The organism is Paracidovorax wautersii (genome assembly GCF_031453675.1).
Lineage (GTDB): Bacteria > Pseudomonadota > Gammaproteobacteria > Burkholderiales > Burkholderiaceae_C > Paracidovorax.
Genome location: NZ_JAVIZX010000001.1, coordinates 3,887,797 through 3,902,805, shown reverse-complemented (window position 1 = coordinate 3,902,805; position 15,009 = coordinate 3,887,797). Strand labels below are relative to the sequence as shown.

13 protein-coding genes are annotated in these 15,009 nt (G+C 65.3%); 3 read left to right on the top strand and 10 right to left on the bottom strand.

The window, feature by feature from the left end; translation table 11 throughout:
- Positions 1-243: 243 nt before the first annotated feature.
- The 10 genes from QE399_RS17540 to gyrA form a co-directional block, all read right to left on the bottom strand.
- Positions 244-645 (bottom strand): ComEA family DNA-binding protein, encoded by a 402-nt coding sequence (locus tag QE399_RS17540; RefSeq protein ID WP_309830733.1) that lies wholly within the window; start codon positions 643-645, stop codon positions 244-246.
- Positions 646-699: 54 nt separating this feature from the next.
- Positions 700-1,857 (bottom strand): lipopolysaccharide assembly protein LapB, encoded by a 1,158-nt coding sequence (lapB, locus tag QE399_RS17535; protein ID WP_309830732.1) that lies wholly within the window; start codon positions 1,855-1,857, stop codon positions 700-702.
- 14 nt (positions 1,858-1,871) lie between these two features.
- Positions 1,872-2,189 carry a LapA family protein gene (locus QE399_RS17530; RefSeq protein ID WP_309830730.1) on the bottom strand — a complete coding sequence of 106 codons (318 nt, stop codon included), beginning with the start codon at positions 2,187-2,189 and terminating at the stop codon, positions 1,872-1,874.
- A gap of 152 nt (positions 2,190-2,341) precedes the next feature.
- Positions 2,342-2,659 (bottom strand): integration host factor subunit beta, encoded by a 318-nt coding sequence (locus QE399_RS17525; RefSeq protein WP_309830728.1) that lies wholly within the window; start codon positions 2,657-2,659, stop codon positions 2,342-2,344.
- 93 nt (positions 2,660-2,752) lie between these two features.
- Positions 2,753-4,438 carry a 30S ribosomal protein S1 gene (rpsA, locus tag QE399_RS17520; RefSeq protein WP_309830726.1) on the bottom strand — a complete coding sequence of 562 codons (1,686 nt, stop codon included), beginning with the start codon at positions 4,436-4,438 and terminating at the stop codon, positions 2,753-2,755.
- A gap of 184 nt (positions 4,439-4,622) precedes the next feature.
- A complete protein-coding gene (locus QE399_RS17515; protein WP_309830724.1) occupies positions 4,623-6,650 on the bottom strand; it encodes a bifunctional 3-phosphoshikimate 1-carboxyvinyltransferase/cytidylate kinase in 2,028 nt (675 codons plus the stop codon).
- Positions 6,650-7,534, bottom strand: coding sequence for a prephenate dehydrogenase (locus QE399_RS17510; protein WP_309830722.1), 885 nt, complete (start codon positions 7,532-7,534; stop codon positions 6,650-6,652). Before QE399_RS17510 ends, QE399_RS17515 begins: the two co-directional genes overlap by 1 nt.
- 60 nt (positions 7,535-7,594) lie before the next feature.
- Positions 7,595-8,692: a prephenate dehydratase gene (gene pheA, locus QE399_RS17505; protein WP_309830721.1), complete on the bottom strand. Its 1,098-nt coding sequence runs from the start codon at positions 8,690-8,692 to the stop codon at positions 7,595-7,597.
- Positions 8,693-8,789: 97 nt separating this feature from the next.
- Positions 8,790-9,899, bottom strand: a complete 1,110-nt coding sequence (gene serC, locus QE399_RS17500) for a 3-phosphoserine/phosphohydroxythreonine transaminase (RefSeq protein WP_309830719.1) — start codon at positions 9,897-9,899, stop codon at positions 8,790-8,792.
- 110 nt (positions 9,900-10,009) lie between these two features.
- The gene (gyrA, locus tag QE399_RS17495; protein WP_309830718.1) at positions 10,010-12,658 is read right to left on the bottom strand and encodes a DNA gyrase subunit A; all 2,649 of its coding nucleotides are present in this window, start codon (positions 12,656-12,658) and stop codon (positions 10,010-10,012) included.
- Positions 12,659-12,883: 225 nt separating this feature from the next.
- Here gyrA and ompA point away from each other — a divergent pair, with 225 nt between their 5' ends.
- From ompA to QE399_RS17480, 3 genes are all read left to right on the top strand, one after another.
- On the top strand, positions 12,884-13,543 hold the full coding sequence (gene ompA / locus QE399_RS17490) for an outer membrane protein OmpA (RefSeq protein ID WP_309830716.1): 660 nt from the start codon (positions 12,884-12,886) through the stop codon (positions 13,541-13,543).
- Between the two features lie 77 nt (positions 13,544-13,620).
- A complete protein-coding gene (gene ubiG / locus QE399_RS17485) occupies positions 13,621-14,334 on the top strand; it encodes a bifunctional 2-polyprenyl-6-hydroxyphenol methylase/3-demethylubiquinol 3-O-methyltransferase UbiG (protein WP_309830715.1) in 714 nt (237 codons plus the stop codon).
- Complete coding sequence (locus QE399_RS17480) at positions 14,331-15,005, top strand: HAD family hydrolase (RefSeq protein ID WP_309830714.1); 675 nt, start codon at positions 14,331-14,333, stop codon at positions 15,003-15,005. Before ubiG ends, QE399_RS17480 begins: the two co-directional genes overlap by 4 nt.
- Positions 15,006-15,009 lie beyond the last annotated feature (4 nt).

The following is a 15,009-nucleotide window of genomic DNA, read 5'->3' as shown; positions in this document are numbered from 1 at the left end:
AATGTCTGGCCGTTCTTCCGGGGGTTTCGCTCAGGGCCCCTCTACGCGTTTCCGGAGGGATGCCGCTTCAATCGCTCTAGCCCGCACCGGGCGGGGCGCTACTGCGGCACAGGGTGCTCTGTTGATGCCGCGGGCAGGGCCACGGAGCAGGTTTCAGGGGGCAGTTTTCAGGGGGCAGCGCGGCAGGCCTGCCGTCGGTGCACGAAGCGCGGGTCCGCGTGGGCCGCAGCGCTCGTGCCCGACCTAGCGGCTGGCAGGCTGGGCCGCCGCGCCAGCCGCTGCTGCCTGCGTGGCGTCGAAGCCAGCACCGTTCACTGTGAGCCCCTCGGCAGAAAACTTGCGGGCGGAGCCTGGACCCACGCCCTGGACCCGCGCGATCAGGTCTGCCCAGTCCTTGAAAGGCGCCTTCTTTCTCTCCGCCAGAATGCGGCCTGACAGCGACGGCCCGATGCCCTTGATGCCGTCCAGGTCGGCTTCCGAGGCTTTGTTGATGTCCACGGCTGCGAAGGCCGTGGCGGCCGCCAGCATGGCGATGAAGCCGAGCAAATTTTTCCACATGACCCACCCCTTGTCTTGCGCAGCGATGGTGCTGCGCAAGCCATGTTGGGTTGCCTTGCTGACGTGAAACTGATCCGGGCCGGGCAAGGGCCTGGGCGCGCACCCCGCCACGGCAGGCAGCGGCAGGCCTTGAACAGGCTCTTACAGCTCTTCCACCCGGCGGGCAGGGTAGCTGTCCCAGGTCTGGCACCCAGGGCACTGCCAGAAATGCTGGCGCGCCTCGAAGCCGCAGGCCGCGCAGCGGTAGCGCGTCAACGGCTTGGCTGCTTGGTCCAGGGCGCGCTGGATCTGGGGATGGAACTGCTCGTGTTCGAGCTTTTCGCCAGCCAGCCATTTCGCGGCAGCAACGAGCGAGGGCTCCTTCTCCAGATGGCGCACATACCATTCGCGGCCCGGCGCGTCCGGCTGGCCCGAGGCTGCGTCCATCGCCACGATGCTTTCCAGCAGGTCGAGCGACGGGGCCTGGGCGTAGCGCTCCCGCAGCAGGTCGTACACCGCGTCGGTGCGCTGCGTGGCCTGGGCGGCTTCCACCAGCAGTGGCGCAGCCAGGGGCAGGGCGGCGGGCGCGGTTTGCTCCAGCCTGAGCAGCGTTTCCAGCGCTTCGGCCGGCTGGCCCATGCGCTGTTGCAGGCGGGCCAGTTCGATGTAGGCGCGCGGCGCTTGCGGCGCTGCCGCGATGGCCTCGCGCAGCTGGGCTTGCGCCGCGGGCAGGTCGCCGTGTGCCGCCTGGGCCAGGGCCTGCTCGCACAGGTAATGGGCCTGCCGGGTGCTGAAGTCGCCCTGGTGTGAGCCGTGCATCTTGCCGGCGATGGCGGTCGCCTGGGGCCAGTCGCGTGAGCGCTCGTAGATGGCCAGCAGCGCCAGCCGGGCCTGGCCCTCGAAGGGGCTGCCCTCCAGGCGCCGCAAGGCGTCCTCGGCCCGGTCGAGCAGTCCGGCTTTCAGGAAGTCGAGTGCCAGCGCATGCTGCGCCCGTTCGCGGTCGCTGCGGCTCAGGTCCCCCCGCGAGAGCAGGTGCTCGTGCACCCGCACGGCGCGGTTGTACTCGCCCCGGCGCCGGAACAGGTTGCCGAGCGCAAAGTGCAGCTCCGAGGTGTCGGGGTCGTTCTGCACGGCTTCGATGAAGGCGTCGATGGCCTGGTCCTGCTGCTCGTTGAGCAGGAAGTTCAGCCCCTTGAAATACGCCTTGGGCGCGCGCCGGTTTTCCTCGCGCAACTGGCGCAGGTCGAAGCGGGAGGCCAGCCACCCGAGGACGAAGGCCAGGGGCAGGCCCAGAAGGATCCAGCTGAGATCGAATTCCATGGAGCGCGGGCCGGTCAGGCCAGAGGGTCGGCGGAAGAGGCGGGGGAGGGGACGGCGGCGCGCAGGCCTGCGTCAGGCGGCGGGGCGTCCGTGGCGGGGGAGCCAGACTGTGCGCGGCGCGCGGCATTGCGGTGCTTCCACCAGCGCGGGACCATGCCCAGCACCCCGACGATCAGGCCGGCCGCGAACGCCGTGAGCACCACCAGCACCAGCGGCGCGCTCCAGTGCGTGCCGAAGAAGAGGTGGACGGTGGCGTCTTGCTGGTTGTTCAGCGCGAAAGCGAAAAGCGTAAAAAAAATGGCTGCCTTGAGCAGCCACAGGAGGTATTTCATGCGTCTCCTCGGGTGGTGGGGAGATTCTAAGAGGAGTGCTGGCCGGTGGTCGCAAGCACTGTTGCCGTCCGGAGAGGCTAAGGTGTGCGAACGTTCAACTGTATGTCAAAAGTGGCCTCGGTGCAGGACTGATAAGCGCAGTTTGCTATTGTTTAAATAGCGTTTTCTGGCCTGTCCTTCAACTGTGCGGTGCGGGCATCAACGGCCTCGCGCAGGGCCTTGCCCGGCTTGAAATGGGGCACCCGCTTTTCCGGGATGGCCACGGCCTCGCCGCTGCGGGGATTGCGGCCCATGCGGGGCGGCCGCCGGTTGACCGAAAAGCTGCCGAAGCCTCGGATCTCGATGCGGTGTCCGCGCACCAGGGCGTCGCCGACAGCGTCCAGGATGGTCTTGACGGCGTACTCGGCGTCGCGCTGCGTGAGCTGGCCAAAGCGCGCGGCCAGTTCTTCGACGAGGTCAGATCGGGTCATGGAAAGGAGCTGCGTGGTTCACAAAAAGAGGCGGGCGCACAAGGCGCCCGCCGTTGCCAGCCGGAGAGCCCGGCCGGCATGCCTTCGCTTTGCTTACTTGTCGGAGTTGTCCAGCTTGGCGCGCAGCAGGGCGCCCAGGCTGGTCGTGCCGGCGCTTTCGCGGGCCGACTGTTGCGACAGGGAAGCCATGGCGCCTTGCTCGTCCGCCATGTCCTTGGCCTTGATCGACAGCTGGATGTTGCGGGTCTTGCGATCCACGTTCACCACCACGGCCGTGACTTCGTCGCCTTCCTTCAGCACGTTGCGGGCATCTTCCACGCGGTCGCGGGAGATTTCCGAAGCGCGCAGGTAGCCTACGATGTCTTCGCCGAGGTCGATTTCAGCGCCACGGGCGTCCACGGTCTTGACCTTGCCGGTCACCGTCTGGCCCTTGTCGTTCACGGTCACGAACGTGGTGAACGGGTCGCCGTCGAGCTGCTTGATGCCCAGGGAGATGCGTTCGCGGTCCACGTCCACGGCCAGCACGATGGCTTCGACTTCCTGGCCCTTCTTGTAGTTGCGGACAGCGGCTTCACCAGCCTCGTTCCACGACAGGTCGGACAGGTGCACCAGGCCGTCGATGCCGGCAGCCAGGCCCACGAACACGCCGAAGTCGGTGATCGACTTGATCGGGCCCTTCACGCGGTCGCCGCGCTTGGTGTTCTGGGCGAACTCTTGCCAGGGGTTGGCCTTGCACTGCTTCATGCCCAGGCTGATGCGGCGCTTGTCTTCGTCGATCTCGAGGACCATGACTTCGACTTCGTCACCCAGCGACACGAGCTTGGAAGGAGCGATGTTCTTGTTCGTCCAGTCCATTTCGGACACGTGGACCAGGCCTTCGATGCCGGGTTCCAGTTCCACGAACGCGCCGTAGTCGGCGATGTTCGTGACCTTGCCGAACAGGCGGGTGCCCGAAGGATAGCGACGCGAAACGCCCATCCAGGGGTCGTCGCCCATTTGCTTCAGGCCCAGGGACACGCGGTTCTTTTCGGTGTCGAACTTCAGGATCTTGGCCGTGATTTCCTGGCCAGCCGTCACCACTTCCGAGGGGTGACGTACGCGGCGCCATGCCATGTCGGTGATGTGCAGCAGGCCGTCGATGCCGCCCAGGTCCACGAACGCGCCGTATTCGGTGATGTTCTTGACCACGCCTTGCACGATGGAGCCTTCCTTCAGGGTTTCCATCAGCTTGGCGCGCTCTTCGCCCATGGAGGCTTCCACCACAGCGCGGCGCGACAACACCACGTTGTTGCGCTTGCGGTCCAGCTTGATGACCTTGAATTCCAGGGTCTTGTTTTCGTAGGGCGTCAGGTCCTTGATCGGACGCGTGTCGATCAGCGAACCGGGCAGGAAGGCGCGGATGCCGTTGACCAGCACCGTCAGGCCACCCTTGACCTTGCCGCTGGTCGTGCCGGTGACGAATTCGCCGGATTCCAGGGCCTTTTCCAGCGCCAGCCACGAAGCCAGGCGCTTGGCGGTGTCACGCGACAGGATGGTGTCGCCGTAACCGTTTTCGATCGAGCCGATGGCCACGGAGACGAAATCGCCCACCTGGACTTCGACTTCGCCCTTGTCGTTCTTGAACTCTTCCAGGGGCACGTAGGCTTCGGACTTGAGGCCTGCGTTCACCACGACGAAGTTGTGCTCGACGCGCACGACTTCAGCGGTGATGACTTCGCCTGGGCGCATTTCGGTGCGCGTCAACGACTCTTCAAAAAGGGCGGCAAAAGATTCAGACATGTGTTTCCTCAGCCGCAAACAGGATTCCGGTGGCACCGTTGCCATCGTTTTTATAGCTGCTTGCGGAGGTTTTTTGCGGCAGAACCGCGGTTAGGTTGTGAAACCGCACGGCCGGGCGCTGGAGGCGCGATGGGGGCTGTGCGGGCCCGCCCGAGGCCTCGCGGCTTCGGATGCCGGCCCCCGCTCAGGTAGCGAAAGGCTGGCGCTCCAGCCACCAGGCAACCACTTGTTCAACGGCCTCATCGACCGTGAGCGTGGAGTTGTCCAGCACCAAAGCATCTTCGGCAGGCTTCAAGGGCGCCACGCTGCGAGAACTGTCCCGTGCGTCGCGCGCCTCTAGGTCGGCGCGAAGGTCGGCTATGTTAGCCGAAATTCCCTTTGAAATCAATTGTTTATGCCGGCGCTCCGCGCGGCAGGCGGCGCTGGCGGTCAGATAGACCTTGAGCGGGGCTTCCGGGAAGATCACCGTGCCCATATCGCGCCCGTCAGCGACGAGGCCCGGCAGGCGCCGGAAGCCGTGCTGCAGCGCCACCAGCGCCTCGCGCACCGAGGGCAGGGCCGAGACGCGGGAGGCGTTCATGCCGGCCTCTTCGGTACGGATGGCATCGGTCACGTCGTCCTGGCCCAGCCAGATGCGGCCGTCCTCGAAGCGCACGGGCAGGGTGCGGGCGAGGGCTGCGATCTGCGGTTCGTGTTGCGCATCGATCGCCAGCCCGGCGCGCGCTGCAGCGAGCGCGGTGATGCGGTACATGGCACCGGAGTCGAGGAAGCGGTAGCCCAGGCGGCGGGCGACCGCAGCCGCTACCGTGCCCTTGCCCGAGGCGGTGGGACCGTCGATGCAAATCACGGGCACGGACGCGGTCGCCGTGTGGGCGACGCTGAACAGCGCCTCGAAGTAGTCCGGAAAGGTCTTGGCGACGCACTTCGGGTCTTCGATGCGCACAGGCAGGCCCGCCGGGTTGAAGGCCGCCAGCGAGAAGCACATGGCCACGCGGTGGTCGTCGTAGGTGTGGATGCTGCCGATGCGCCAGCCGCCCGGGCCGGCGGGCGGTGTGACGCGGAGGTAGTCTGCGCCTTCCTCCACGGTGGCACCAAGCTTGCGCAGCTCGGTCGCCATAGCGGCGATGCGGTCGGTCTCCTTGACCCGCCAGCTGGCGATGTTGCGCAGCGTGGTCGTCCCTTCGGCGTACAGCGCCATGACGGCCAGCGTCATGGCGGCGTCTGGGATGTGGTTGCAGTCCAGGTCGATGGCCTTGAGCGGCCACGTGCCGCGCCGGATGTGCAGCCAGTTGGGCCCGCCGGTGATGGCGGCGCCCATGGCCTGGGCGGCTTCCGTGAAGCGGATGTCGCCCTGGATCGAATCCAGGCCCACGCCCAGGATTTTGATGCCATTTTGGCCTTCGGCGCTTGCTGCAATTGCGCCAAGCGCTATGAAATAGCTAGCGGACGAGGCGTCGGCCTCGACATGGATCGTGCTGGGCGAGCGGTAGCGGCTGCCGGCCGGAATCACGAAGCGCTGCCAGCCTTCGTTGCGCACAGCGATGCCGAAGCGGGCCAGCAGCTCCAGCGTGATGTGGATGTAGGGCTTGGAGATCAGCTCGCCCACCACCTCGATATGAATGTCGCGTTCCGTCGCCAGCAGGGGCAGGGCCATCAGCAGCGAGGTCAGGAACTGGCTGGAAACATCGCCGCGTACGGTGATGGGCGCATCGCTCAGCTGGCTGGAGTCGGGCTGGCCGATCCGCAGCGGCGGAAAACCGGGGTTGCCCAGGTAGTCGATGTGGCAGCCCAGCTGCCGCAGGGCGTCCACCAGGTCGCCGATGGGGCGCTCGTACATCCGCGGCACGCCGGTCATCTCGAAGCTGCCGCCCAACACGGCCAGGGCCGCCGTCAGCGGGCGCATGGCGGTACCGGCATTGCCGAGGAACAATTGCACGCGCGCATTGTTGGGCAGGGCACCATCGATGCCGGTGATCTGCACGGGTTGGCCCGGTGTGGCCTGGGCGGGCGTGACCTGGCAGCCCAGTTCGCGCAGCGCGGTGAGCATGACGCGCGTGTCGTCAGAGTCCAGCAGATCGTGGATGGTGGTCGTGCCTTCGCTCAGCGCGGCCAGCAGCAGCACGCGGTTGGAGATGCTCTTGGAGCCAGGCAGCAGAACCTCTCCGCCGGCGGAAGCCAGCGGCGGCAGGTCGAGAAAGGCGGTGTCGTACATCAGGAGTGCTTGGAGGTGCGCTGCGCACCCATGCGCCAGTGCGCCCGGGTCTCGCTGGCCAGGGTGATCATGTCTTCGACAGCCTGCGCGTCGTCCTTCTTCATGGCGTGCTCGAACTGCTGCAGTGCCAGCTGGAACAGCTTGGACTGCGTCAGCAGTTCCTCGCGGTTGGCCAGCAGGATGTCGCGCCACATTTTCGGATCGCCTGCGGCGATGCGCGTGAAATCGCGGAAGCCGGGCCCGGCCAGCGACAGGAAGGCATCGCCTTCGGGCTGGGCGGTGATGCTGTTCATCATGGCGAACGCCAGCAGGTGCGGCAGGTGGCTGACGGCCGCAAAGGCGGCGTCATGCGACTCGGGCGACATGCTCTGCACACGGCAGCCCAGGGCGGCCCAGGTTTCCTCGGCGCGGCGTAGCTGCAGGGTGAGCGTGCGTTCGATGGGCGTCAGGATGACTTGGCGGCCGCTGTACAGATCGGCATCGGCGTACTCAACCCCGGACACTTCGCGCCCCGTGATGGGGTGCGCCGGCACGAAAGAGCCGATCTGGTCGCGTAGCGCGCTGCGGGCCGCGGCCACGACGTCGCCCTTGGTGGAGCCCACGTCCATGATGAGCATCTGCGGCGTCACCAGGTGCTTGATGGCCTTGAGCGTCGATTCCGTGGCGGCGACCGGAACGGCCAGCAGAACGATGTCCGCACCGGCCACGGCGAGCAGCGCCGAGGGCGCTTCGACGTCGATCACCCCGAGCTGCCGCGCGCGGTCCGTGGTGGAGGGCGATTTGCTGTAGCCCACCACGCGCTTCACCAGCCCGGCCTTTTTCAGGGCCAGCGCGAAGGAGCCGCCCATGAGGCCGCAGCCGATGAGGCCCAGTTGCTCAAACATGCCGGCTCCCGGCGCGCGTGAGGCACATCGCGCAGGCGGCCCCGCCGTTGGCATTCCCGCTCATGGCGCCACCGGGTAGGAACCCAGCACCTTGTAGAAAGCGCACAGGCTGCGCAGCTCTTCCAGCGCGCGTGCCACATGGGACTGCGAGGGGTGGCCGTCCAGGTCGATGTAGAAGTAATACTCCCACTGGCCCGTGCGGGCGGGGCGCGACTCGAAGCGCGTCATCGACACGCCATGGGTCTTCAACGGCACCAGCAGATCGTGCACGGCGCCGGGCCGGTTGGGCACGGAGACCACCAGGCTGGTGCAGTCCTTGCCGCTGGCCGGCGGCGTCTGCAGCGTGTGCGGCAGACAGATGATGGCGAAGCGCGTGCGGTTGTAGGCATCGTCCTGGATGGCGTGCGACACGATGTGCAGGCCGAACTGCGATGCCGCGCGCTCGCTGGCAATGCCCGCCCACGCAGGGTTGGTGGCGGCCAGACGGGCGCCTTCGGCGTTGCTGGAGACGGGCCGCCGCTCGGCATGCGGCAGGTGCTTGGTCAGCCAGGCCTGGCACTGGGCCAGCGCCTGCGGATGGGCCAGCACCACTTCGATGCCTTCCAGCGCGTTCGATTGGCGCAGCAGGTTGTGTCGCACGAGCAGGCTGACCTCGCCGACGACATGGCAAGGCGTGTGCAGGAACAGGTCGAGCGAGCGCGTGACGACGCCCTCGACCGAATTCTCGACGCCGACCACGCCGTACTGCGCGCTGCCGGCCGCCGTGGCGTGGAACACCTCGTCGAAGTTGGCGCAGTACATCAGGTCTGCGGCACCGCCGAAGAATTCGACGGCTGCCTGTTCGCAGAACGTACCGGCCGGGCCCAGCACGGCCACGCGCTGCGGCGATTCCAGCGCCAGACAGGCAGACATGATCTCGCGCCAGATGGCCGTCACGTGCGCGCCCTTCAGCGGGCCGGGGTTGGCGTGCTGGATCTTGTCGATCACCTGGGCTACGCGGTCCGGGCGGAAGAAAGGCGTGCCCTCGCGCTTCTTGACTTCGCCCACCCGCTCGGCCACCAGAGCGCGTTGGTTCAGCAGCGTGAGCAGCTGCTGGTCGATGTTGTCGATCTGCACGCGCAGGCTGGACAGGTCGGGAGAGGTTTGGGGAGAGGACATCGGAATTTGGTGTGTGCGGCCGCGGCGCAGCCGTCTACAGGGGAGGCCGGCCGGGCGCGTGTGCAGCCGGCGGGAGCGCCGTGTTCGCGCGCGCGGCTCAGGCCTGGTGCTGCTCGAATTCTCGCATGTAGGACACCAGCGCCTCGACGCCGGCCAGCGGCATGGCGTTGTAGAGGCTGGCCCGCATGCCGCCCACGGACTTGTGGCCCTTGAGCTGCAGCAGGCCGCGTTCCTTGGCGCCCGCCAGGAACGCGTCGTTGCGGGACTCGTCGCGCAGGAAGAAGGGGATGTTCATCCGCGAGCGCGCGTTGGGTGCCACCTTGTTCAGGTAGAGCTGCGACTGGTCGATGTAGCTGTAGAGCAGCTGCGCCTTGGCGATGTTGCGGCGCTCCATGGCCGCGATGCCCGTGGCGTCGCCTTCCTTCTGGCGTTTGAGCCATTGGAAGGTCAGACCGGCCATGTAGATGCCCCAGGTGGGCGGCGTGTTGAACATGGACTGGTTATCGGCCACCACCTTGTAGTCGAATGCGCTGGGGCAGGCGGGCAGGGCGTGGCCCAACAGATCTTCGCGCACGATGACCAGGGTGAGGCCGGCCGGCCCCAGGTTCTTCTGTGCACCGCCGAAGGCCAGGCCCACGCGCGACCAGTCCACGGGCCGGGAGGCGACGTGCGAAGAAAAGTCGATGACCAGCGGCGCGTCGCTGCCCAGCGCCTGCAGGTCCGGCAGCTCATGGAACTCGACGCCGTGGATGGTCTCGTTGCTGCACAGGTGCACGTAGCTGGCGCCACGGCTGAGTTGCCAGGTGGAAGGATCGGGCAGGGTGGTGAAGTGGCTGCCTTCGCCGGAGGCCACCACGCGCACCTCGGAGGCGTACTTGCGCGCTTCCTTCTGCGACTTCTGGCTCCAGCTGCCCGTCACGACGACATCCACCGTGGCGGCGCGGGACAGGTTCAGCGGGACGATGGCGTTTTCGGCCAGGCCGCCGCCTTGCATGAACAGGATCTTGAAGTGGGCCGGGACGGCCAGCAGTTCGCGCAGATCGGCTTCCGCCTGCTCGTAGATGGCAATGAACTCCTTGCCGCGGTGGCTCATTTCCATCACGCCCATGCCACTGCCATGCCAGTCCAGCATCTCGGCGGCGGCGGTCTCCAGGACTTCGGCGGGGATGGCGGCAGGGCCGGCGGAAAAGTTGTACGGGCGGTTCATGGTCTTTGACATCAAACAGGGCGCTGGCGCTTGATGCATAAGCGCATGCAGCTATATTATCCGTAGCAAAACGCCCCGCGCAGCGGGGCGCCTTGCAAGGCAGGGCAGGTTCAGGCTTCGCCGGCCGGCGGCGTCTCCTGGGCATCCGGAGCGTCGGCATCGGCATCCGCCACGTTCGCGTCGTTTTCCACGATGCGCTGCAGGCCGCTCAATTGCGAGCCTTCGTCCAGAGCGATCAGCGTCACGCCCTGGGTGGCACGGCCCAGTTCGCGGATCTCCGATACGCGGGTGCGCACCAGCACGCCCTTGTCCGTGATGAGCATGATCTCATCGTCCGCATGCACCAGCGTGGCGGCCACGACCTTGCCGTTGCGTTCGCTCTGCTGGATGGCGATCATCCCCTTGGTGCCACGGCCGTGGCGCGTGTACTCGACGATGCTGGTGCGCTTGCCGTAGCCGTTTTCGGTGGCGGTCAGCACGCTCTGCGTTTCGTCCTCGGCCACCAGCATGGCGATGACGCTTTGGCCATCCTCCAGCATCATGCCGCGCACGCCGCGCGCAGCCCGGCCCAGCGGGCGCACGTCGTTCTCGTCGAAGCGCACGGCCTTGCCGCCATCACTGAACAGCATCACGTCGTGCTTGCCATCCGTGAGCGCCGCGCCGATGAGGTAGTCGCCATCATCGAGGTTGACGGCGATGATGCCGCCCTTGCGCGGATTGCTGAACTCATCCAGCGCCGTCTTCTTCACGGTGCCCATGCTGGTCGCCATGAACACGAAGCGGTCGGCCGGGAAGGTGCGCATGTCGCCGGTGAGCGGCAGCACGACGTTGATCTTCTCGCCGTCCTGCAGCGGGAACATGTTGACGATGGGACGGCCGCGCGAGCCGCGCGAGCCGGCGGGCACTTCCCACACCTTGAGCCAGTAAAGGCGGCCGCGGTTGGAGAAGCACAGGATGTAGTCGTGCGTGTTGGCGATGAAGAGCTGGTCGATCCAGTCGTCTTCCTTGGTGGCCGTGGCCTGTTTGCCGCGGCCGCCGCGCTTCTGAGCGCGGTACTCGGACAGGGGCTGGCTCTTGATGTAACCGGTGTGCGACAGCGTCACCACCATGTCGGTCGGGGTGATCAGGTCTTCGGTGGAGAGGTCCTGTGCGCTGTGCTCGACGATGCTGCGGCGTGCGCCCAGCTTGTGCTGTCCGAACTCCTGCTTGATCGAGGTGAGCTCGTCGCCAATGATGGTCGACACGCGCTCGGGCTTGGACAGGATGTCCAGCAGGTCTTCGATGACCGCCATGACGTCCTTGTACTCGGCCACGATCTTGTCCTGCTCCAGTCCGGTCAGGCGCTGCAGCCGCATCTGCAGGATTTCCTGGGCCTGGGTGTCCGACAGCCGGTAGAGGCCGTCCTGGCCCATGCCGAACTCGCGCTCCAGGCCCTCGGGGCGGTAGTCATCGGCGCTGACCACGCCGCCGTCGGCACGGGTGCGGGTCAGCATTTCACGTACGAGCTTGCTGTCCCAGGACCGGGTCATCAGCTCCGCCTTGGCCACGGGGGGCGTGGGCGCGTTGCGGATGATGGCAATGAAGTCGTCGATGTTGGCCAAGGCGACGGCCAGGCCTTCCAGCACATGGCCGCGATCGCGCGCCTTGCGCAACTCGAACACCGTCCGGCGCGTCACCACTTCGCGGCGGTGCTGCAGGAAGACGACGATCAGGTCCTTCAGGTTGCACAGGCGGGGCTGGCCGTCGACCAGCGCCACCATGTTCATGCCGAAGGTGTCCTGCAGCTGCGTCTGCTTGTACAGGTTGTTCAGTACCACCTCGGGTACTTCGCCGCGCTTGAGCTCGATCACCAGACGCATGCCCGACTTGTCGGACTCGTCCTGGATGTGGCTGATGCCCTCGATCTTCTTCTCGTGCACCAACTCGGCCATGCGCTCCTGCAGCGTCTTCTTGTTGACCTGGTACGGCAGCTCGTCGACGATGATCGCCTGGCGCTGGCCGCGGTCGATGTCCTCGAAGTGGCACTTGGCGCGCATGATCACGCGGCCGCGGCCCGTGCGGTAGCCGTCCTTCACGCCGTTGATGCCGTAGATGATCCCGGCCGTAGGGAAGTCAGGCGCCGGAATGATTTCCATCAGTTCGTCGATCGAGGCTTCCGGATTGCGCAGCATGTGCAGGCAGGCATCCACCACTTCGTTCAGGTTGTGCGGCGGAATGTTGGTGGCCATGCCCACGGCAATACCTGCCGAGCCGTTCACCAGCAGATTGGGCAGCTTGCTGGGCAGAACCAGCGGTTCTTTCTCCGAGCCGTCGTAGTTGGGGCCGAAGTCGACGGTTTCCTTGTCGATGTCACCCAGCATTTCGTGGGCGATCTTCGCGAGCCGGATTTCGGTGTAGCGCATGGCCGCAGCGTTATCACCGTCCACCGATCCGAAGTTGCCCTGGCCGTCCACCAGCATGTGGCGCAGCGAAAAGTCCTGGGCCATGCGAACGATGGTGTCGTACACCGCACTGTCGCCGTGCGGGTGGTACTTACCAATCACGTCGCCCACGATACGCGCAGACTTCTTATATGGACGGTTCCAGTCGTTATTCAGTTCGTGCATGGCAAACAGCACGCGCCGATGGACCGGCTTCAAACCGTCTCGCGCATCTGGCAGTGCCCGACCCACGATCACGCTCATGGCGTAATCGAGATAGCTGCGCCGCATCTCTTCTTCTAGGCTGATGGGCAGGGTTTCTTTAGCGAACTGGGTCATAGCGACTTTGAGGGCGGCGGGAGGCGATCATTTTAGTTCCAAGAGCCTGTCGCAGCTTAGCAACACATCCGGGGGTATTGCGCTTTTGTCCTACGGTTGGGGCTGGACCGGAGCGGCGTTTGGGTTGTTACGTATGGCACAATCATTTCAACGTTTTTAGTGATGGTCACTGACGACGTCCCTGATTCGCAGCCCGGCTGCGGCTTTTTCCCCAAGAGGAGAACCATGAAGAAACTGAACAAAGTGGCGATGTTGTTGGCCTCTGCCGTGATTGCGACCTCGGCCGGCGCTCAAGTGCAGGCAGCTGACGGCGGCAAGGTCGTCGACAACTGGCAAAACGGCACGGGCGAACTGGTGTGGAAGAACGGCACCAACGAACTGTGCTGGCGCAATGCGAGCTGGACGCCTGCTACGGCAGCTGTTGGCTGCGACGGCGCTCTGGTGGTTCCTGCCGCAGCTCCGGTGGCTCCTCCCGTTGCGGCCGCCCCGGCTCCCGCTCCGGCACCCGCTCCTGCTCCCGCAGTGGCCACGAAAGTGACCTACGCTGCCGACGCGTTCTTCGACTTCGACAAGTCCGTGCTGAAGCCTGAAGGCAAGGCCAAGCTGGACGATCTGGTGTCCAAGATCAAGGGTATCAACCTGGAAGTGATCATCGCCGTGGGTCACACCGACTCCATCGGTAGCGATGCCTACAACCAGAAGCTGTCGGTCCGTCGTTCCGAAGCCGTGAAGGCGTACCTGGTGTCCAAGGGCGTGGAAAAGAACCGCGTGTACACCGAAGGCAAGGGCGAGAAGCAGCCTATCGCCGACAACAAGACGAAGGAAGGCCGCGCGAAGAACCGTCGCGTGGAAATCGAAGTGGTGGGCACCCGCGCCTCCAACTGATCTTCCCAGGTCAAAGAAAAGCCCCGGCGACGGGGCTTTTTTTATGCCCATTTGGTTCCTGATGGGACAATCAAGATATGAGTGAAACCTTGAATGCCGACCCGGCTGAACTGGCCAAATTCTCGGAACTTGCCCATCGGTGGTGGGACCCCGAAAGCGAATTCAAGCCTCTGCACCAGATCAACCCGCTTCGGCTGGAGTGGATCAATGGTCTCTCGCCTCTGCAGGGCCAGAAGGTCTTGGACGTAGGTTGTGGCGGAGGCATTTTGTCCGACTCCATGGCGCGCAGCGGGGCGGAGGTGCTGGGGATCGACCTGGCGACCAAGGCTCTCCGGGTGGCCCAGTTGCATGCTGTCGAGGCCAGCACGCCCAACGTGCAGTACCGAGAGATCAGTGTGGAGGCTTTGGCGCGCGAGATGCCGGGTGCCTTCGACAGCGTGACCTGCATGGAGATGCTTGAGCACGTGCCCGACCCTGCGTCTGTGGTGAGGGCTTGCGCCGAACTGGTCAAACCCGGTGGATGGGTTTTCTTCTCGACCATCAACCGGAATGCCAAGGCCTTTTTGTTGGCCATCGTGGGGGCTGAATATCTGCTCAAAATGCTCCCGCAGGGGACGCACGAGTATGGAAAGCTGATCCGCCCGAGCGAATTGGCGTCTGCTTGCCGTGGGGCGCAACTGGACGTTTTGCAAACCAAGGGGCTGGAGCACAATCCGGTGACGGGGCGTTATTGGCTGAGCGCCGATTTGAGCGTGAACTATATGTTTGCCACCAAGCGCCCTGCAGCATGAAGATAGGTGCATTCGGCGGCGTGGATGCCATCCTTTTCGATCTGGATGGCACATTGGTCGACAGCGCACCCGATCTGGGTGCGGCAGCCGACAAATTGCGAACGGACCGTGGCCTGCCGTCGCTGGCATACGAGCTTTATCGGCCCATGGCTGGAGCCGGAGCGCGCGGCATGTTGGCTGTCGCGTTTGGCATGGGGCCGGACCACGTTGACTTCTTGTCATTGCGAGAAGAGTTCTTTCGCAATTACGAAGCCTGCCTCCACGATCGAACGGTCATATTTGCGGAAGTGCCGGAACTGATCGCCGCCCTGCGTCTGCGGTCGGTGCCTTGGGGGGTGGTGACGAACAAGGCGGCCCGATTTTCAGAGCCCTTGACTGCCGCGTTGCCGCTTTTCGCTAGCGCGGGTACCGTCGTGAGCGGCGACACCACGCCACACTCCAAGCCGCATCCGGAGCCCTTGTTCGAGGCTGCCCGTCGGTTGGGGGTGGATCCCGGGCGCTGTGTGTACGTGGGCGACGATGAGCGTGACATCGAAGCAGGTCGTGCGGCAGGAATGCGAACTGCTGCGGCCACCTGGGGCTATCTGGCCGCCAAGGATCCGGCGTCGTGGAAAGCGGACGTCCTGATTAAATCTCCAGTCGAGCTCTTGAAATGGCTGGGCTGGGACTAAAATG